At 44.2% G+C, this 19,951-nt stretch carries 15 protein-coding genes; 2 read left to right on the top strand and 13 right to left on the bottom strand.

The window, feature by feature from the left end:
• Positions 1–258: 258 nt before the first annotated feature.
• On the top strand, positions 259–2,376 hold the full coding sequence (locus tag CLV59_RS03840) for a glycoside hydrolase family 97 protein (RefSeq protein ID WP_111590669.1): 2,118 nt from the start codon (positions 259–261) through the stop codon (positions 2,374–2,376).
• 54 nt (positions 2,377–2,430) lie between these two features.
• Here the strand turns inward: CLV59_RS03840 and CLV59_RS03835 are convergent, their stop codons facing one another.
• The 11 genes from CLV59_RS03835 to CLV59_RS29095 form a co-directional block, all read right to left on the bottom strand.
• Positions 2,431–3,735: an HlyD family secretion protein gene (locus CLV59_RS03835; RefSeq protein WP_111590668.1), complete on the bottom strand. Its 1,305-nt coding sequence runs from the start codon at positions 3,733–3,735 to the stop codon at positions 2,431–2,433.
• Complete coding sequence (locus CLV59_RS03830) at positions 3,725–5,932, bottom strand: peptidase domain-containing ABC transporter (RefSeq protein WP_111590667.1); 2,208 nt, start codon at positions 5,930–5,932, stop codon at positions 3,725–3,727. The genes CLV59_RS03835 and CLV59_RS03830 overlap by 11 nt, the downstream gene beginning before the upstream one ends.
• A 1-nt stretch (position 5,933) precedes the next feature.
• On the bottom strand, positions 5,934–7,004 hold the full coding sequence (gene gwsS, locus CLV59_RS03825; protein ID WP_170137637.1) for a grasp-with-spasm system SPASM domain peptide maturase: 1,071 nt from the start codon (positions 7,002–7,004) through the stop codon (positions 5,934–5,936).
• Between the two features lie 2 nt (positions 7,005–7,006).
• A complete protein-coding gene (locus CLV59_RS03820; protein ID WP_111590665.1) occupies positions 7,007–7,186 on the bottom strand; it encodes a hypothetical protein in 180 nt (59 codons plus the stop codon).
• On the bottom strand, positions 7,164–8,138 hold the full coding sequence (gene gwsG / locus CLV59_RS03815; RefSeq protein ID WP_170137636.1) for a grasp-with-spasm system ATP-grasp peptide maturase: 975 nt from the start codon (positions 8,136–8,138) through the stop codon (positions 7,164–7,166). The genes CLV59_RS03820 and gwsG overlap by 23 nt, the downstream gene beginning before the upstream one ends.
• A 173-nt stretch (positions 8,139–8,311) precedes the next feature.
• Positions 8,312–8,500: a hypothetical protein gene (locus tag CLV59_RS03810; protein ID WP_111590663.1), complete on the bottom strand. Its 189-nt coding sequence runs from the start codon at positions 8,498–8,500 to the stop codon at positions 8,312–8,314.
• A 36-nt stretch (positions 8,501–8,536) separates the two neighbouring features.
• Positions 8,537–8,716 carry a hypothetical protein gene (locus CLV59_RS03805; RefSeq protein ID WP_111590662.1) on the bottom strand — a complete coding sequence of 60 codons (180 nt, stop codon included), beginning with the start codon at positions 8,714–8,716 and terminating at the stop codon, positions 8,537–8,539.
• Between the two features lie 216 nt (positions 8,717–8,932).
• Positions 8,933–9,670 carry a LytR/AlgR family response regulator transcription factor gene (locus tag CLV59_RS03800; protein WP_111590661.1) on the bottom strand — a complete coding sequence of 246 codons (738 nt, stop codon included), beginning with the start codon at positions 9,668–9,670 and terminating at the stop codon, positions 8,933–8,935.
• 12 nt (positions 9,671–9,682) lie between these two features.
• Positions 9,683–10,879 carry a histidine kinase gene (locus CLV59_RS29395; protein ID WP_394336926.1) on the bottom strand — a complete coding sequence of 399 codons (1,197 nt, stop codon included), beginning with the start codon at positions 10,877–10,879 and terminating at the stop codon, positions 9,683–9,685.
• A 931-nt stretch (positions 10,880–11,810) separates the two neighbouring features.
• A complete protein-coding gene (locus tag CLV59_RS03790; RefSeq protein WP_262511893.1) occupies positions 11,811–12,947 on the bottom strand; it encodes a glycoside hydrolase in 1,137 nt (378 codons plus the stop codon).
• A gap of 23 nt (positions 12,948–12,970) precedes the next feature.
• On the bottom strand, positions 12,971–13,330 hold the full coding sequence (locus tag CLV59_RS29095; RefSeq protein WP_211323713.1) for a hypothetical protein: 360 nt from the start codon (positions 13,328–13,330) through the stop codon (positions 12,971–12,973).
• Between the two features lie 229 nt (positions 13,331–13,559).
• Here CLV59_RS29095 and CLV59_RS03785 point away from each other — a divergent pair, with 229 nt between their 5' ends.
• Positions 13,560–14,357, top strand: a complete 798-nt coding sequence (locus CLV59_RS03785) for a class I SAM-dependent methyltransferase (RefSeq protein WP_111590659.1) — start codon at positions 13,560–13,562, stop codon at positions 14,355–14,357.
• A gap of 71 nt (positions 14,358–14,428) precedes the next feature.
• Here CLV59_RS03785 and CLV59_RS03780 read toward each other — a convergent pair whose 3' ends face one another.
• Together CLV59_RS03780 and CLV59_RS03775 are read right to left on the bottom strand one after the other, a co-directional pair.
• Positions 14,429–15,568 carry an efflux RND transporter periplasmic adaptor subunit gene (locus CLV59_RS03780; protein ID WP_111590658.1) on the bottom strand — a complete coding sequence of 380 codons (1,140 nt, stop codon included), beginning with the start codon at positions 15,566–15,568 and terminating at the stop codon, positions 14,429–14,431.
• 14 nt (positions 15,569–15,582) lie between these two features.
• The gene (locus CLV59_RS03775) at positions 15,583–19,944 is read right to left on the bottom strand and encodes a CusA/CzcA family heavy metal efflux RND transporter (RefSeq protein WP_111590657.1); all 4,362 of its coding nucleotides are present in this window, start codon (positions 19,942–19,944) and stop codon (positions 15,583–15,585) included.
• Positions 19,945–19,951 lie beyond the last annotated feature (7 nt).

Here is a 19,951-nt window from a genome sequence, read left to right as displayed (position 1 = left end):
AAGTTATATCGCAGGACTTCTTTCATAGGTGAACATAACTTCTTCTCTAAAATAACAAATTTTTCTAATTTTTGCAATCGTTTGCAAAAATTATTATTTTCGCTTGTAGATGCCCGATTTTAGCGGTCTTTTTGGCCACAGATACCAAACCCCGGATTTCTTATACAAACACCGCCTTTCCTTATACACACAACAACGAACAAAAGGGCCGGTTATAGTAGTTTTCAGGTTTGCGACGATAAATATCAAAGTATCAATATGAAGAAGTACCTTTTACTGATTTCCACGTGGCTGATCTCTTACTGCTATGCCTATGCGCAGGAACTAAAATCTCCCGATGAAAAATTTATAATGACCTTCAGTCTGCTGAAAGACGGGACTCCGACCTATCAGTTGACCTACAAAGGCAAACCTGTTGTAAAGGAAAGTACGTTGGGACTGGAATTGAAAGACGACAAACAATCTTTGCTCCATGGGTTCTCTATAGCCGACACCAAGCGCAACACCTTTGATGAGAGCTGGAATCCGGTATGGGGAGAAGTGAAAACAATCCGTAACCATTATAATGAGATGGCCGTTACCTTGCAACAGCAGGCTACGGACCGCCAGGTGATTATTCGCTTCCGCCTCTTCAATGACGGACTTGGATTCCGTTACGAATTCCCGGCTCAGAAGAATCTGACCTACTTCGTTATCAAAGAAGAGAAAACGCAGTTCGCCATGACCGGCGACCACACCGCCTTCTGGATTCCCGGCGATTACGATACCCAGGAATACGATTACACCACCTCCAAACTCTCTGAAATACGTGGCCTGATGCCTAAAGCTGTTACGCCTAACGTATCACAGACCACCTTCTCGCCTACTGGCGTACAAACGTCTCTCATGATGAAAACAGCAGAAGGCATCTATATCAATCTGCATGAAGCAGCATTGATTAACTACTCCTGCATGCATCTGAACCTGGACGACAAAAACATGATCTTCCAGTCATGGCTCACTCCTGACGCTACCGGCGACAAAGGCCATATGCAGGCCCCTTGCACCTCTCCATGGCGCACCATCATCGTAAGCGACGATGCCAGAGATATCCTCGCCAGCAAGATGACCTATAACCTGAACGAGCCTACGAAAATTGCGAATACCGACTGGATCAAACCAGTGAAGTATGTAGGCGTATGGTGGGAAATGATCACCGGAAAAAGTACCTGGGCCTATACAGATCAATACCCTACCGTTCAGTTAGGCGTTACAGATTACAGCAAAGCCGTACCAAACGGTAAACATGGCGCAAACAATGCCAATGTGAAAAAATACATCGATTTCGCAGCAGAGAATGGCTTCGGCGGCGTACTGGTAGAAGGCTGGAATGTAGGCTGGGAAGACTGGTTCGGCAATTCAAAAGATTATGTTTTTGATTTCGTGACACCGTATCCCGACTTCGACGTAGCTGCGCTACAAGCCTATGCAGCCTCTAAAGGCGTGAAAATAATCATGCACCATGAAACCTCCGCGTCCGTTAGAAACTACGAACGTCATATGGATACGGCTTACAAATTCATGCGCGCGAATGGATATGACGCAGTCAAAAGCGGCTATGTGGGCAATATGCTCCCACGCGGCGAACATCACTATAGTCAATGGATACTGAACCACTATCAGTATGCAATTGAAAAAGCGGCGCAATATCATATCATGGTGAATGCACACGAGGCAGTACGTCCTACCGGTATCGCACGTACGTATCCCAACCTGATCGGTAATGAATCTGCCAGAGGTACAGAGTACCAGGCTTTCGGCGGTAACAAACCTAATCATGTAACTATTCTGCCCTTCACTCGCCTGGTAGGCGGTCCGATGGACTATACCCCTGGTATCTTCGAAATGGATATCAGCAAAATGAATCCGGATAACCATTCCCATGTAAACAGTACCCTCGCAAATCAACTGGCACTCTACTTAACCATGTATAGCCCATTACAGATGGCGGCGGATATTCCGGAAAATTACATGCGTTTTAAAGATGCTTTCCAGTTTATTAAAGATGTAGCAGTGGATTGGGATGAAAGCAAATACCTGGAAGCAGAGCCAGGACAGTATATCACGGTAGCGCGTAAAGCAAAAGGTACCGGTCAGTGGTTCATAGGCAGCGTGCAAGGAGAAAATGCCCGCACTTCTACTATTACGCTGGATTTCCTGGAAGCTGGTAAAAAGTATACTGCCACCATCTATGCAGATGCGAAAGAGGCACATTACAAAACTAACCCACAGGCATACACGATCCGGAAGATAACGGTAACGAATAAGTCGAAACTCTCTCAATACTGTGCTCCTGGCGGCGGATACGCCATCAGCTTCACAGAAGAAAAGAAATAATAACCATTCTTGAAAACCCGCCCCGGAAAATCACACTTTCCGGGGCTTTTTTATTTAATACTGATACCCCAATAATTTACGCATCTGGTAGAACACGCGTTCTATTAATCGCAGGTCCTGCGTAATTATTTCTGCATTGCCTCGCAGCTCCCGGTCGAATGGTAATTGTTTGTGGAAGGATGTCTGTAACCCTTTCGGTAACACGATATATACATAATAGTTCCCGTCTTTATCCGGCGCACTGGCCATATTCTGCACCTTGCCTTCTACCATCCCAAATTCCTGGTATGGATAGTTATCCAGCTTGACGAGTACTTTCTGTCCCGTTTTCACTTTTCCTGAATTAATGGACGGCACCTGCAATCGTCCCATCAGCAGGTCTCTTTCTTTCGGCATGATGGAGAACAAGACATCGCCTTGCTTCACAAACTGGTTCTTCCCAATAAACTGCTGAAAACTCACCGTACCGTCAATGGAGGCTAACAATAGGTAGTTCTGTTCCCATGCATAGAGGGATTTACGCAGTTGCTCAAAGAGCTGGCCCGCCTGCGCGTTGAAGTTGATATTATCTTTCTGCGCATTGATAGTAGCGCCACTGCGCATTTTCATAATGCCGCTGATGCTTTCCTGTAACTGAGAGATAGATATATTCAGGTTTTCTACATTCTGCTGTGCCTGTAACAACTTCATTCTTGCCTGGTCCATTTCAGCCGCCGATACTACCTTCTCTCCAAACAGTTGCTGGTACCGGTCAAACTCCTTCTGGGAAAGTTCCAGTTTCGCCAGTTCCAGCTTCTTTTGCTGCAGCAGCGTTTGTATTCTGCTCCTGGAGGTAGCAAGACTCTGTTCTGCGGCGATATAGTCGGGCGAATAAGGCTGCAGCCGCTCATTCAGCTGCGCATCTGTCAAAGCTTTCGCAAAGGCGTTATAATCTGCCTGAATATCTCCCAGTTTAAAACCGGCCGTTTCATGAATAGGAAAATGTACCAGGTTATTACCGCTGATGGTATCCATGATATCCCGCAGGCGTAATACATCCTTGAAATCGGCCGTAGACTGGAGCACCATCAGTATTTGTTGTTTGGATACTTGTTGCTGGTCCTGAACAAGGATCTCTTCCACTTTGGAATTGACCCTTACTTCCAGTTTCTCTGGCGGATTTTGGGAAGATATTACTACGGTAGACGGAATAAATACGGGGTACTTAATCAGGTAGCTCATGATTAAGATCAACAGTAACAACAGGAGTATAACGGTATTGCCCCAACGTACCATCCAGTGCGGAGGTTGCGACATAATGTCCTGTACCCCTTCTGAACGGAGTTCTACGGTATCGAGTATATCCTTTTTAGTTTCCAAGCTCCAATTGATTTTTTACTAACCGATAATACTCTCTCTTTCTTTCCACCAGTTCTGCATGACTTCCTTCTTCTACCACTTTTCCTTTGTCCAGTACAATAATTTTATCTGCATGTTTTACAGTAGATAATCGGTGTGCAATGACAATCGCCGTTTTCCCCCTGAAGAAATGCTCCAGGTTATGCATGATTACTTTTTCATTATTGGCGTCCAGTGCGCTGGTAGCCTCATCAAAGAGGATATATTCCGGCGATTTATATACGGCCCTGGCGATGAACAGCCGTTGTTTTTGTCCACCGCTGATTCCCATGCCTTCATTACCGATTACGGTATTATAACTTAAAGGCAGACTTTCAATAAAATCTTTGATATTCGCAATTTCCACTGCTCTGCGTAGTTTTTGCTTATCGATACTATCTTCCCCTACTGCAATATTTCCAGCAATGGAGTCATTAAACACATAACCCTCCTGCATCACCACCCCACAATGCTCCCGCCAGTATCTAGGGGAAATATTCTTCAGGGGTACATTCCCTATTTTTATTTCTCCTTCTCCCGGCTCATAGAATTTCATGAGCAGTTTCAGCAAAGTAGTTTTACCACTGCCGCTAGCCCCAACAATCGCAGTAGTTTTCTGATAGGGAATACTTAGCGTGAGATTTTCAAAAACGGGTTTACTGGCGCCAGTATAACGAAAAGACACATTACTTATTTCGATATCACGTTCTGGAATATCCTTTACCAGCGTTTCCTGGAGAGGTTCTTCATCTTCCTTGTCATGTATCTCCCCTAATCGTTCCATCGCAATTCTGGCATCCTGCGTATGCCTGATAAACTCTATCAGTTGCATCAAGGGTCCGTTTAGTTGACCGATGATATACTGAACAGAAAGCATCATTCCTAAGGTCAACTTTCCGTCCAGCACCAGTTTGGCAGCGAGGAAACTCACCATGATATCTTTCATCTGGTTGATAAAGTTTCCTCCTACCGATTGCCACTGTTCCAAAGAAAGAGAACGTATCTGTATTTTAAACAATCTTACCTGCATAAACTCCCATCCCCAGCGCTTTTGCTTCTCCGCATTATGCATCTTTATTTCCTGCATACCGTTGACGAGCTCTATTACTTTACTTTGCTCCTGGGTGGTCTGCGAGAATCTTTTGTAATCCAGTTCCCTGCGCTTTTTCAGGAAAAAAGAAATCCAGGTAACTGCCAGGCCCGCACCCAATATGAAAATCAGGAACAAACGATAATCATAGCATAACAGGACTATACTGAAAATGATGAGGTTAAACAGTGAAAAGAGCGTACTCAATGAAGAACTGGTGAGCAGTTGTTCTATGCGCTGATGATCGCTGATACGTTGCATGATATCGCCGGTCATCCTTGTATCGAAGAAGCTGATGGGCAGCTTCATGAGCTTAATAAAGAAATCAGAAACGATAGATATATTGATGCGGGTGGAAAGATGTAATAAGATCCATCCTCTTATGACTTCTATCGCCATTTTACCAACAAACAACATTACCTGGGCCAATAATACCAGGTAGACGAAGTTCAGATCATGATTCTGTATGCCTACATCTACTACGCTCTGGGTCAGGAAGGGCAAAATCAGCGACAACATGCTGCCAGCCAGCAATCCGATAGCCAGCTGGAGCATGAGGTTTCTATATCTAAACACGTACTTCGATAGAAATGCGAAGCTCTTTCTATCAGGTTTTTCATTGAATTCATTCTCATAAAAAGTGGGCGTAGGCTCGAACACCAAAGCAATTCCTTCTTCATCTGTTGCCTGTTTTCCTGCTCCCATCCAACTTGCAACAAATTCCTTTTTACTATATTTCAGGAGTCCAAACGCAGGATCAGAAACGTATACGGTTGTATGGTCGCCTTTCCCTTTAATGTGATACACCACCACAAAATGCTGGTTCCCCCAATGACAAATACAGGGTAAAGGCACATCCTCCACCAGGGTATTAAAGTCGATTTTTACTGCCAGCGACCTGAAACCCAATGCTTCTGCCGCATTGGAAAGCCCCAGTAGAGAACTACCCTCTCTGGTGGTTTCGGCAAGATCGCGGACGGTCTGTATATCTACCAGTTTACCATAATGTTTACTGATAATCTTTATACAGGTAGGACCGCAGTCCTTTCCATCTGGCTGCCTATAATTCGGGAATGATTTTAAACGCATACTATTTCACCAATGATCTCAGACCATAATGATCCATCGCCGCTTGTTTCAGGGGATTCTCTGACCATACATCCCATTCGTTTGTATAAGGGCTATATCCACATTTCAATGGTTTGGAATACCTATTCTCCGGTTCTTCCAGGTAAGCCCTGCAATCTGTGCATACATGCCTGAATTCACAATCTCTGCAGGTATCAATATCATCTTTCCGGATTCCCCAATATTCTTTTAATAACGGATCCTTCAACACTGCCGACAATTCCACCTCCTCCATATGTCCGAAATGCTGCTCCATGGAAGGACAATTCCGGATGTAACCATTATAGTCGATCGATAATTTACGATTCAGACAAGTATTGTAATGCTGACTTTCAGAGAACAACTCCATATTCGACTGAAAGTAACTGCTGCTGATTTCACCACATGCCGTACAAGCATTAATGGGCCTTGCGAGGGAAACAACAGCCACCGTATCATTGAAAATCTTTTCCACCTTATGTTCCGGAGCATCATGTATCCATATCGACTTCACACGGGGATTCTTTTTCACTACCGTCTCCAAATCATTAAGACTGATACTGCCATCATAGGGCAGTATCAGCTTAATTACTCTCAATGTTTTATCATTGAACATTTCCACTAGCGGAAGGAGATGATCCAATTGTACAGTATGATAACATCTGATTTCAAGTGCCTGCACATTCAAATCAAATAAATCACCTACGAATTTGTTGGCATAATTTAATCGTTCGTTGTATTCCAGGATTACATTGGTAACAGGCGTAAATCGATCCCACTGAAAGTCAATAGGAATCAACTGTTCCAACAAGCGATCATCTATAAATCCCATTTCTTTCTTTACTACAAAATGGATATAGCTATCTATCGCTTCCTGATTATCTTCCCCAAAATGCGCGATACAATCCTGGATGGAATGTTGTTTCAAATACTGTAAAACTTCAAAAGTATCATTGGGAATATGATAAAATTTATGCAGTTGCAAATCGCAGAGCAACGACATGTTTGCGCCGTGTACCAACTGACAGTTTGCATATATATTTAAAAATTCCATCATTAAAATTTTGAAATAGCCTTGTAAAAGTTGAGTAGTTCATATGCGGATGCATTGATCTTCCTCGCTTTTTCCATCTTGATCACATGGCTGCCATTGGATGGAGCCGCCTCTTCCAGGTAGTATAATGTGAGAGGCAACAGCTCCTTTTCTTTCAGTTTACTGGTGAATTTCTTTTTCATACAGGTATGCCTTGCTTAATACTTGTGCCATTTTCTTCTCCAGGTAATAGTTGCAGGGGAAAGACACCATCCCAAACTGGCCTGCCGGATTTACTTCTAAAAAATAGTAAGCCCCGTGTCTGTCTACCATCAAATCAATGGACCCCGTTCCGAAATGCAGCTCCTGCATGACTTTCCGAAGTTTACCTTCCACATCTGCCGGCAGTTGGTAAGGCACTGTTCTGTTAGGTCTTTCCTGATCGTAATTCCGGAAGTCATCTTTTGTTTTCTGATTATTTTGGGAGAAGATAGCCATACTGTAAAAAGCGCCATCCAGGTAGAAAGCCCTTACTTCATACTTCTTCTCTACTTTCTCCTGTACCATAGAAGGAAAAAACTGATCTGGCATCCGATGTAGGTTAGACGCGTTTACTACTACCGTCAGCATCTTGAACTTTGTATCGTTTTCATCTTCCACCATGATACATTCTCCCAGCGGTTTTACAATCAACTCCGGATGTTGCTCTAAAAGTGCCACCACCGATGTTTTCCGGGTAACTACTTCCGTAAACGGAATTTGCAGGCCGTATTCTTTGGCCAACATCAATACATGCAGTTTGTTGAGGTTATCCTCTATGACTGGATCATTCAGCCATTTCTGCCGGTCAATCGTGTGAAATAACAAGCTATGCAACCCGTTAAACTCATCTATCAAAAATCGCTTTAAGGTATAGTTGGTGGGCGTATGCTCTTTTTTAAGGCTGTATTTTGAAGGAAACTGAAATACCTTCCTTCTGTACCATACAGCAGCGATGTCTTCATTTTGGGGAATGGCATCCAGGCTTTCCCATTGAAATAAATCCTCTCCGTTTAACCGGAGAAAAGGAACCTGGTAATAATCCAGCCACTGGCATACGGCGTCCGTGGTGGTTTCCAGGTATGCCTGGCTTAAGATCAAAATTTTCCGGCTCATCAATAATGCTATTTTGTTGCCCATCAGATGCATCCTTATAGATGGGTCAACAATGGATGATCGTAACTATTAAGGTAGTTAACAAAAGAGACTGCCCTCATCGCAGGACAGCCTCTAGTTATTTGTTCAGTACCAGTTGAAGGTTAACTTAACAGGTGAACTGACTGCCGACGCTATTTTTTAGTGTCTGTTTTGTGATCGCAGAAGAACTGATCGCCCACTTGTGAAGGAGTGTGGGTGGTTGTTCCTGTTGATTCGCCGGAATCTTCCATAGAAAATTCTGGTTGCAGCGCCATTAATCCACCTTTAACGGTTTCCAGGGATGCAATTTTCTTCTCGTTTAATTTTTGGAATTTTTTCATGGTTTACTTAATTCTAATTAGTTAACAAATCAGTGATTACTTTGCATCCGGTCTGGTATCAGTTACCCAATGTTTTCCGTTCCAGGAAGCCTCATTGTAAGTGGTTTTTTCCTGACCATCTTCCAGGGAAAATTCAGGTTGCAGTGCCATTAAACCACCTTTGATGGTCTCCAGGCTTTCCACTTTCTTTTCATTTAATTTTTCCAGCTTTTTCATATATGTTTAATTTAGAACATGCTACATATATCTAGGCTGACCTTGGGGTGCATTATGTCTCCTTATGCATTTCAATAGGTCACTCGTATATGGTTAATTACAGGGCTTATCCCTTTCTGACCTAAAATTAATACAGGAAAGCTATTGGCTGAGGGGTGGATTAATATTTGCAGGCAATCAGTCATTATTTGTAGAAAAAGGGGAAATATTCGCCATTTACATGCGCTCCAGGAAACTGGCTACCGAATCTTTTTTCCGCTCCGACACCGGTATTTGCGCGCCTGTTGTCATTTCCAGGTAGCCGTCTTTAAAGAATTTATTTACAAAATGTCCATTGACGAGGAAAGACTGATGGCAACGCAGGAAAGTATCGGGTGGTAAAACAGATTCATATTCTTTTAATACTTTGGAAACGAGAATGGACGTACCATCTTTCAACCAAAAGGTGGTATACCCTTTGTCACTGCTGCAATACACAATATCCTCTATATTAATAACCTGTGTAAACGCGGCACTTTTCAAAGCAATCCTCCTCGGACGGGCATTTCCCCGGTAATGCGTAGCCGCGATCTCCAATTGGTACTGATTAAACTTATGCTGCTCTGTTTTTCGGAAACAACGATCAATGGTTTCGTTGAATAGCTCCGTATCCAGCGGTTTCAGCAAATACCCACATGCACCGAGATTGAGGGCCTGAATGGCATACTGGTCATAGGCAGTAATAAAAAGTACCTGCATGGCAGATATATCAATCCGGTTAAAAAGGTTAAAACAGGTATCGTCTTTCAATTGTATGTCTGACAAAATGAGGTCCGGCTTCAGTTGGGGAATCTCCTTCTCTGCTTTGACGATATCCGCAGCATACCCTATTAACTGTAAATACGGTATTTGCGCCACCAAGGCAATTATGTGTTTCTGGATATTCGTTTCGTCTTCAAGAATGTACACTGTCATCTGTTCCAGTATTTATGCTGTTATCAAGGGGATGGCTACCATTACAGTAAAACCATTTTCATGTTGCTTGGGGCTACACGAAAAATATGCCAGCTTTTGTTCTTTATTAAAGAGTAAATCCAGTCGTTCCTGTACAATTATCTGCGATAATGATTTCTTTTCCTTGTTCTGATTTGTTTGCATCTTATCTCCTACCCCGTTATCATCAATGGTGATCACCAATTGCTTCCCTTGTTCCCGGAAAGTGATTTGCAGGAGCCCCTTATAGTCGATCGTTTTAAATCCATGCTCTATGGCGTTTTCCACAAATGGCTGGATCAGCATGGGCGGTATCAGGATCTCTTCTTTATCTAATCCATCTGCATTTATCGCGTAATCAAACATTCCGGTGAAGCGCATTTGCTGCAAGCGGATATAATTTTCCAGCGAGTTAATTTCTTCTTCCAGTAAGATAAAATCTTGCCGGTTCAGTTCCAGTATATTGCGCATCAACCGGGAAAATGAAACCAGGTAAGCGTTGGCCTCCTGCTTTCTGTCGCTGCTAATCAGGCCCTGCAAATTAGCTACGGCATTGTAAATAAAATGTGGATTCAGTTGCTGCTGCCGGGTCTTTTGCTCCAGCAACAAGCGCTTGTTATCTATCTGGAGTTTTTCATTCTTCTCCCGGAGTAGGCGTTGCCGGTAGATAGTATAAATGAAAAATGCGCCTACAATCAATAAGGTGGAGATGACGATAAATATCCAACGTTGTTGGGAGATGACTTTCTCACTTAATGCATTGGTTGTTTTCAGCGCCGCTATCGCCTGGTCTTTTTTCTCTGTCTGGTAGCGGGTATGGAGTTCTTCAATCTTACCGGCTTCAATGGAATCATTATTCCTCGCGTATATTTCGAAAGAAGTCTGGAATGCCTGGAGGGCGCTCTTATAATCTCCTTTTTTCCGATACGACTCCACTAATCCTTCATAAATACTGAAAAGGTTGACAGGTTTCTTATTGGCAGCAGCCCAGTCGATACAGGCTTTATAATAGTAAATAGCAGAATCAGATTGATTATTGCGTACAAAACTGGTAGCGAGGTTATTAAAAACATATGGTTGCAGACGATCATGTGTCTTTATATAATTAAAATATATCTTCTCACATGCAATTGCTTTCCCCAATTCTCTTTTACTGGCATATAATTGCGCCTCATAGTCGAATGTCCGCATTAATGCCATACTATCCTTTATGTCGATTGCCAGCTGACGGGCACTATCCAGGTACTGCTGCATGGACGCCTGGTTATTCTGCTGGGAAGATAGCATAAAGAATATATCATAATATCGCTGCCGTATAATAGGGTGTCTATTAAATGGAGAATGGACAAAATACAGTCGGGTAAAGGTGGCCGATTTCTCCATCTTACGATTGTTATAGTAAGCCATTGCCATCAGATCATACAGGCGGTAGAGGAATAAGCTGTTATACCGTTCTCCTTTTTTGATAGCCTCCAGGATTTGCGTTGCCTGTTCTGCTTTGGTGATGTTGGTAGTGTTGATACTCATGTTCAGGATGGAATAATCCATCAGGCTAATCAGCTGAGAATCTGTCGGAGTAGGCTCCATCTGTTTATAAAAATACAAGGCGCTGTCAAACTTCCGGTTTAGCTGATACTGGTATCCACGGAAATAGTGATAATATGGATCGTCTTCCTTATTCCCTTCTTTTTCAAATGCAGCGAGGATCTCCTTCACTCTTTGCTCCTGTACCGGCTTCCCAAGGGTATCCTGAGACAATATAAAGGGAAGAAATGCAGCATCCTGCGTACTTATAACAGTTCTTATAAATTTCTTCTTTGGGTGTGCCGACTGTTCGCAGCCTGTATACAGGCATATCAGTACAATAAGGGCGACAATGGCAATACATGGTCTGTACAGGTTCTTCATGCTCAATTATAGGCCTGGTTGATAGTTGATAATGGTTGGAAATAGCCCACATGACAGCTATCTCTACAGTAATGAAAACAAAGATAGAAATAATTTCCTCATTCGAGGTCCTTACCAAAAAAATCCCCAAGGATCAGACGTGATCCTTGGGGATTTTTTGTTGTTCCTGCCTGGTGGGCAGGAACAACAAATTGAAGCGTATTAAAATAGGTAATTAATTACTTACGCCGGTATAGGTAACAACGCTGTAAGCAGGCACCTGTGCGGTGAAGCTGCCATTGCTGTTGGCTGCAATCGGAGCAGTAGCTGCCCAATGCGCAGTGCTGGCTGCGGAGGTAACATAGCCAGTGATAGTGGAAGACGTGAAGCCTGTCAGCCCCAAAGCGCAATTTACAGGTACAGATCCGGTATTGGTCACCACGATACTGAATGCGCCTGTAGTTGGATTTTTATAGGCAGACACCAGCAGGTTACCATTGTTGGAAACACTTGCTCCAAAACGGTAATAGCCAGGTTTAATGTACCTGGAATAGTTACCCATAACATCATAAGTTTTAGGGAATTCCAAAGTACCGTCGCTCTTAGTGCAGATCAGGGCTTCATTATTCTGGAATGCCAGCATACCTAACCAGTACACATATACGTTCACGCTACAGTTAGCGAGGAATTTATGCATGGTAGTAGCCAGTTTCAGACCTTCCGTCATGCTGGCATCATAAGTGCCGCCATCATCAGAGGCTTCTGTCACCCATGTTGGTTTGTTGCCGGTAGCATAGTTCCAGGTAGTAGGATTCTGATTGAAACCTTTCTTGCCGAGGATCAAATCGCCTGGCTCCACGTAACCGTGGCCGGCGAGGATGTCCACATTGCTTTTATCCATGGAAGACAAAAAGCTGTTGGCCGTACCCCATGCTGCACTTTCAGCAGAGATAATCTTTACGCTATTCAGTCCCTGATTATTCAATGCAGGACGCAGATTATTGGTCACAAACTGACCGAGATGAGAAGCGGTCCAGTAAGACGCCGGCCAGGCAGAGAATACATTCTCCGGCTCATTGCTTGGAGATACGCCAAATAAGTTAACGCCTTCATTCTGGTAACTTTTCACAAATCCCGCAATGTAATTTGCGAAATCAGTAGAGCAACAGCTATAATTCAAACCGTTGAAGTTTTGTCCGCTTACACTACCGGTATTGGTTTTCATGTAAAGAGGCGGCGTCCAGGCACTGGCAAATGCAATAGGAGTCTGATAACGCTGTTTAACGGTTTTTAATACCCACAATTGTGCAATCTGGGCTTTCTGATCATCTGTAAGCGCATTGTAGGCTGCGGAACCCGGAACGATATTAATATCTGTTCCCGCAGGTTTTACCGTTACAATACCAGTAGATTTGTCGAATGGATAAGTGAAGTGTAGAGAATTTCCCCACGAATGATATTCAACTGAAGACCGGCACTACCCCAGAGCAAGGACATAATGGTATCTCTGTTGGCAGATTCAAAGAATGGGGTAACACGTCCGGCGAAAGCGCCAAAGCCTTGAATAGGCTGCAATCCCTGGCTCCAGTTCAGCGCAATGTTCGCGCTGTCTACTCCCGGGGTGGTAGAAGCTATCTGCGCCTTGCTTCCTGAGATTTGCTGCAGTGCATCCTGCTTAACTTCTTTGGAACAACTTACACTGAAAATGGCTGCCATTACAGGCAGTGCAAGCGTTTTGAAATGTTTGTTTTTCATTATTCAATTTTGGGTTTAGAGAAAAGGATATCTGTTCCATAGGTTTTACTATGGCGGAATTACGTAACTTTAGTGCACCAGAAAATTGAAAATAGGAATTAAAAAATCATAACGCAGTCTACACCCTTCAATCGTAACTTAAATTTAATAAAGCTTTTCTAGTGGCGGAATACAGGGAAAATGACTGCGCAGGAATAGATAAAAAAGTATCAGCAAAAAAACGTTAACCATGAATGAAATTCAACAATATTTCGACGCGAATAAATCACTTTGGAATCAGTGGACCACTTTACATTGGGATTCCGAATTTTATAACGTACCTGCATTCAAAGCAGGAGCCACCACGCTCAACAGCATCGAACTGACAGAGCTCACCGCCGTCAAGGATAAATCGCTGCTCCATCTGCAATGCCATTTCGGTATGGATACCCTTTCCTGGGCCCGTGAAGGCGCCATTGTTACTGGCGTAGATCTGTCAGACAATGCCATTCATCATGCCCAGCAACTGGCACAGGAAACAGCTATTCCCGCCCAGTTTATCTGTAGTAATGTATACGATCTGAAAACCCATCTGCATCAGCATTACGATATCGTATTTACCTCCTACGGCACCATCGGCTGGTTACCGGATCTGGATAAATGGGCCGCCATCGTTGCTCACTATCTGAAACCAGGCGGTAGATTTTATATGGCAGACTTCCATCCAATGATGTGGATGTATGGAGACAACTTTCAATCTATTGAATATTCCTACTTTAATACCGGCGTGATTGAAACCGACCAGGAAGGCTCTTATGCCAACAGAAGCGCGCCCGTTTATGGAAAGGAATATGGCTGGAATCACCCCATCTCAGAGATATTGAATGCCCTCATCCGGGCCGGCCTGCATATCCAATTCTTCCACGAGTTCGACTATTCGCCGTATAACTGCTTCTCCAATACCGTGGAGGTTTTCAGAGGCAAGTGGCAGATTAAGGGACTGGAAGGCAAACTTCCCATGGCATACTCTATCATGGCAGTGAAATAGTCATCTCGCTATAAACGAAAAAGGCAGCTGAAAAAATCAGCTGCCTTTTTCGTTTATAGCTTCGCGTTAGCTTATTCCTCTTCTCCTGAATTCTTCAACTGCATCAGCAACGTATATGCATTCTTGGTCACCAGCGTCTTTCCGGCAAGATCTGTCTTAATCTCCGTATAGCCGTCATAGGTAGTACCTGTTTCCACTGGCGTCATTGTAAAGGTCTTCTTGCTGTCCGCCACAAACACATAGTTCTTATTCTGCCATTTTACCACTGCCCCTTCAGGCACAGCCAGCGTATGTGCATTATTCAGCTCTATTTCCGCATTCATAAACATACCAGGCACCAGCTTCTTATCATACTTATTGAAATGGCAATGTACTTCGCTGCTCCTGCTCTCATCCACATTCCGAGTAATCAGATGTATGGTAGCGGTATACTTCTCATCCGGATTATTCACCGGATAGCAGATAATCTGTTGATCTTCGGCGAGGTAAGGCAGGTCTTTCTGGAATACTGTCAGGCTAAGATGTAAGTCTGCCGGGTTAATCAGCTCAAACAACACATCTGTAGGACTTACATATCTCCCTGTGTTTACATTCACTTTGGTCACAAAGCCGGAAATGGGCGCATAGATACTGGCAGATTTAGTGATAGAGGCATCGCTGAGCTTATCTGGATTGATGTTGATGAGTTGCAGCTTTTCCCTCAATGCGCTGGCGGTAACTTTTTGTCCTTCATACTCGCTCTTAGCCTGCTGAAATACCTTATCGCTATTGGCTTTGGATTCATTCAGTTCTTTCTGACGCAGGTAATCCGCTTCGAGGTAGCGCAATTTACTTTTTGCCATCAGGTAATCCTGTTGCAGTTGGATGTATTGCGGATCTTCCAACGTAGCCAATACCTGCCCTTTCGAAATAGGCATGCCAGGCAATAGTTTCATCGTTTTTAGATAACCGCCTAACGGCATACTGACAGATACTACATTCTGCGGAGGCACATCCACCACACCGTTCACTCTCAGCAAAGAATGCATGGTTTTCACTGTTACAGCACCTGTTTGAATATCGCCATTTTTTATTTGTTCAGGCGTTAGTTCTACTGTGTTAGTCACCGTATCTGCGACTACTGCTACGGGCGCTTTTGCCTCCTGCGGCTTGTTCTGACAAGCCATCAGCAAGGCGTTACATGTATATAATAAAATGATGGTCTTTTTCATCCGACGACTGTTTATTAAATATTTCCGCTCAATTTTTCTACGGTAAAAGCAGCATTATTCAACTGCTCGATAGTATTGTAATAGCTGCTGCGCATGTCCAGCGCCTGGTTGATGAGGATCACCCATTCCAGGTAGCCTATTTCGCCGCTTACCATGCGTTTATTGGCAGCATTGATCACCAACTGCGCATTGCGTAGCGTTACCTGCTCATAGTTCTGTAATAAGGACGCATGGCGTTTGTACAGCTCTACTGCATTTTGTAAGGCTGTTCCCAGTTGCTGCCTGGTGGCATCCAGTTCTCTTTGCTGCTGCATCATGTATACATTGGATGCCCGGATACGAGAACGTTGCCCTGTAGCAAAAATGGGCACGCCCACGCCTACACTGACAGATGAAAAACGGTCGCCCCCACCGAAATACACTTCCTGGTTACCGATTGGCTGCAATCCGATAATGCTCATGTTATTATACCCCAGGTTGAAAGTAGGCAGGAGTCTGCTCTTCTCCAGTTTATATTCTTCCTTGCTCTTGTTGAGTAAGGAATGTTGCATAGCAATCGTAGGGGTATTATCTACTGCGCTGGTATCAGGCAATAACGGTAATCTATATACGATACTATCATGTTCCGGCACCACTATTTGCGACTCATTGAGCAGTATACGGAACTGATTTAGTGCCACGGCATAATCTGTTCTTAATACCGCCAGTTGATTCGCGATCTGCTGGCGCTGGTTTTCTGCGGTAGACTTTTCCAGGATATCCGTATCGCCGGTTTTAAAACGCAGCGATGCTTTTTGCAGGAAAACGCTGTACATACTGTCTGCTTCCATCAGCAATTGCTCCCGGCGTTGCATTACCAGCAATCCATAAAACAACTGTTTCACCGCCGCTTTGATATCCTGCTCCTGTAACTGGGTATTGACCTTACTGATAGCAATATTAGCCAGGTTTACATTTCTTTGTCGCTGATAAACGGTGGGAAATTGTACCCCCTGGGAGATCGTAAAACGATTGTCGTTTGCAATACTGTTTATCTTCCCATATTCAAAACCGACATTGGTTTTATCTATATCCAGGTTACTTCTCTTCAATGCCTGATAATACTGCTCTCCCACTCTGGCCGCCTGCACTCGCAGGTTATGCTGTAATGCACGGTGCAATGCGGTATCCAGAGATACTTTCTCCTGTGCATGCGATGCCAATGGGAAAGATAAAATTAATATAGCCGCTACTGTTACGACTCCTTTGTTACGGAAAAATCCGAATCCTTTATCAAACAGAATGTAGAACATCGGCAGTACGAATAATGTCAGCATGGTGGATATAATTAAGCCTCCTATTACTACTGTGGCCAGCGGTTTTTGCACTTCTGCACCAGCGCCTTTACTCAATGCCATCGGGATGAAGCCCAGGGAAGGCACCAGCGCTGTCATCAATACTGCTCGCAGCTTTGTTTTGGTGGCATACAATACAATCTTTTTCATGTCTGTCCACCCTTCGCTGCGCAGGCGGTTAAACTCTGTCACCAGCAGTATACCATTTAATACCGCCACACCAAACAAGGCAATGAACCCAACGCCAGCGGATATACTAAAAGGCATTCCACGCGCCCACAGCGCCAAAATACCGCCAATAGCAGATAATGGAATTGCGGTATAGATTAACAACCCTTGTTTGATAGAATTAAATGCAAAATACAGCAGCATGAAAATCATGAATAACGCTATCGGTACTACGATGGAAAGACGTTGTTTTGCAGCAGTCAGGTTCTCAAAAGAACCGCCATATACCATCGTGTAACCAGGAGGCAGTTTCATGTTGGCAGCCACTTTCTGCTGAAGTTCAGTTACGATCGACTGCACATCTCTTCCATTTACGTTGAAACCAACGATGATTCTTCTGCGGGTATTCTCGCGCTGAATCTGGTTGGGCCCTTCTATCTCTTCTACTTTCGCCACCTGCTGTAATGGTATCTGGTTACCTGTTCTGGTAGGTATCAGTAAGTTCTGTACATCGCTGATATGCTGACGGGCATCATTGGCGAGGCGAACCACCATATCAAATCTTTTTTCTCCTTCATATACCAGTCCTGTAGCTTGTCCGGCAAATGCGGTGTTAACGACTCTGTTGATATCGCTGACATTCAGGCCATATTGCGCCATCGCATCGCGATCATAGGTGATCACGAGTTGAGGCATCCCTGTCACTGTTTCTACATAAAGATTGGTAGCTCCCGATACTGTTTTTATGACTTCTCCCATTCTGTTGGCGTAATGGGCCAGCGTATCCAGGTCTTCCCCAAAAATCTTACAAACAACATCCTGCCTTGCGCCAGTCATCAGTTCATTGAACCGCATCTGCACAGGAAACTGAAAACCAACGCTGATACCGGGAACAGCAGATAACTCTTTTGTCATTTTCTCCGACAGTTCCGGGAAGGAGCTCGCAGAAGTCCATTCTTTCTTAGGTTTCAGGATGACCATCATATCGCTGGCTTCCAGCGGCATAGGGTCCGTAGGAATTTCTGCGCTACCGATTTTAGTTACTACCTCTTCCACTTCAGGAAACTTTTTCAACAATATAGAAGATGCCTGCTGTGTAGCGGCAATAGTAGTATGTAAGTTGCTACCAGTGAGCAGTCGCGTATCTACTGCAAAGTCGCCCTCTTCTAACTGCGGAATAAACTCTCCCCCCATTCTCCCCAGGATAAATACGGAGATCGCAAACAACACCAGTACGCTGGCAATAATCGTTTTAGGATAATACATCACTTTTGCCAGGAGCGGCTGGTAGCGGGCTTCCAGCCAAGTCATCATGCGGTCGGCCACACTGGGCTTATGACTGATTTTCTTGCTGAGAAACAGTGCGCTCATCATTGGTACATAAGTGATGGAAAGCAGGAATGCGCCTAAGATGGCGAAACCTACAGTGAGCGCCATTGGCTTGAACATCTTTCCTTCAATACCCTGTAAGGATAAAATAGGGATATATACAATGAGGATGATTATCTGACTGAATACAGCAGATTTAATCATCTGTCCTGCACTGGTATTCACTTCTTCGTCCATGGTAGGTTGGTCTATCCGCATCAGTGTCCGGAATTTCTCCGAATGGCTAAACCGGTGTAATATCGCTTCCACGATGATCACCGTACCATCCACAATTAGTCCGAAGTCAATAGCGCCAAGACTCATCAAATTTCCGCCTACGCCAAACATATTCATCAGCGTGATGGCAAACAGCATTGATAAAGGGATTACGGAAGACACGATCAAACCGGCCCGCAAGTTGCCCAGGAAAAATACCAGTACAAACACCACAATCAGCGCTCCTTCTACCAAGTTCGTTTCCACAGTGCTGATAGCGTTATTCACCATTTTGGTACGGTCCAGGAATGAATCGATGACTACGCCTTCCGGCAGTGATTGTTGGATCTCTGCGATTTTCGCTTTTACCCTTTTGATCACTGCGGAAGAATTCTCTCCTTTGAGCATCATCACTACAGCTCCGGCCACTTCCCCCTTATCGTTATAGCACATAGCGCCATAGCGTGTTGCGGCGCCGAGTTGTACGGTGGCCACATCACGGATAAGCACCGGCATACCGTTGGGCAGGGTTTTCACTACAATCTTCTCGATATCGGGAATGCTTTTGGTAAGCCCTTCACTACGTATATACAATACTGTTGGTCCTTTTTCAATATAGGCGCCCCCGGTATTGCTATTATTTTTCTCAAGGGCGTCAAATACGTCTGCAATAGTGACATTATTGGCTTTCAGCTGCCCTGGTCTTACCGCAATTTCATATTGTTTCAATAATCCCCCGAAGCTACTGACATCGGCCACGCCAGGGGTTCCCAGCAACTGACGACGCACTATCCAATCCTGGAGGGTACGTAGTTCCATTGGGCCGTATTTGTCTTCATAACCAGGTTTTGGACGCAATACATATTGGTAAATTTCACCCAGTCCGGTGGTCACTGGCGCCATTTCCGGCGATCCTACGCCGGCAGGGATATCGCGGGATACCTGCTGCAAGCGCTCTGCGATCTGTTGCCGTGCCCAGTAAACATCTGTTGCATCGTCAAATACAATGGTGACAAGACTCAATCCAAACCGGGAGAAGCTACGGAGTTGCTTCAGGCCCGGAATATTACTACAGGATTGTTCTATGGGAAAGGTAATGAGTCGTTCTACATCCGGCGCTCCCAGCGACGGCGATACGGTGATAACCTGTACCTGGTTATCTGTAATATCTGGTACTGCATCTATGGGTAGACGCGTTACTTCATATCCGCCCCAGCCGATCAGTGCAAGGACGAATAGCCCTACAATTAGCTTATTCTTCACAGAAAAGCTAATAATCTTGTTTAGCATATCCTAA

Source organism: Chitinophaga dinghuensis, from assembly GCF_003259435.1.
In the GTDB taxonomy this organism is placed as follows: domain Bacteria; phylum Bacteroidota; class Bacteroidia; order Chitinophagales; family Chitinophagaceae; genus Chitinophaga; species Chitinophaga dinghuensis.
The sequence above is the reverse complement of the archived record's forward strand: the minus strand, read 5'-3'. Positions and strand labels throughout refer to the sequence as shown.

Coding starts and splice junctions, on each gene's coding strand:
- CLV59_RS03820 (WP_111590665.1), bottom strand. CDS start 7,186: ATGAAAAAGAAATTCACCAGTAAACTGAAAGAAAAGGAGCTGTTGCCT.
- CLV59_RS03800 (WP_111590661.1), bottom strand. CDS start 9,670: ATGACAGTGTACATTCTTGAAGACGAAACGAATATCCAGAAACACATA.
- CLV59_RS03810 (WP_111590663.1), bottom strand. CDS start 8,500: ATGAAAAAATTCCAAAAATTAAACGAGAAGAAAATTGCATCCCTGGAA.
- CLV59_RS03785 (WP_111590659.1), top strand. CDS start 13,560: ATGAATGAAATTCAACAATATTTCGACGCGAATAAATCACTTTGGAAT.
- CLV59_RS03830 (WP_111590667.1), bottom strand. CDS start 5,932: ATGCGTTTAAAATCATTCCCGAATTATAGGCAGCCAGATGGAAAGGAC.
- CLV59_RS03805 (WP_111590662.1), bottom strand. CDS start 8,716: ATGAAAAAGCTGGAAAAATTAAATGAAAAGAAAGTGGAAAGCCTGGAG.
- CLV59_RS03840 (WP_111590669.1), top strand. CDS start 259: ATGAAGAAGTACCTTTTACTGATTTCCACGTGGCTGATCTCTTACTGC.
- CLV59_RS29395 (WP_394336926.1), bottom strand. CDS start 10,879: ATGCGGACATTCGACTATGAGGCGCAATTATATGCCAGTAAAAGAGAA.
- CLV59_RS03780 (WP_111590658.1), bottom strand. CDS start 15,568: ATGAAAAAGACCATCATTTTATTATATACATGTAACGCCTTGCTGATG.
- gwsS (WP_170137637.1), bottom strand. CDS start 7,004: ATGGAATTTTTAAATATATATGCAAACTGTCAGTTGGTACACGGCGCA.
- CLV59_RS03775 (WP_111590657.1), bottom strand. CDS start 19,944: ATGCTAAACAAGATTATTAGCTTTTCTGTGAAGAATAAGCTAATTGTA.
- CLV59_RS29095 (WP_211323713.1), bottom strand. CDS start 13,330: ATGAAAAACAAACATTTCAAAACGCTTGCACTGCCTGTAATGGCAGCC.
- gwsG (WP_170137636.1), bottom strand. CDS start 8,138: ATGAGCCGGAAAATTTTGATCTTAAGCCAGGCATACCTGGAAACCACC.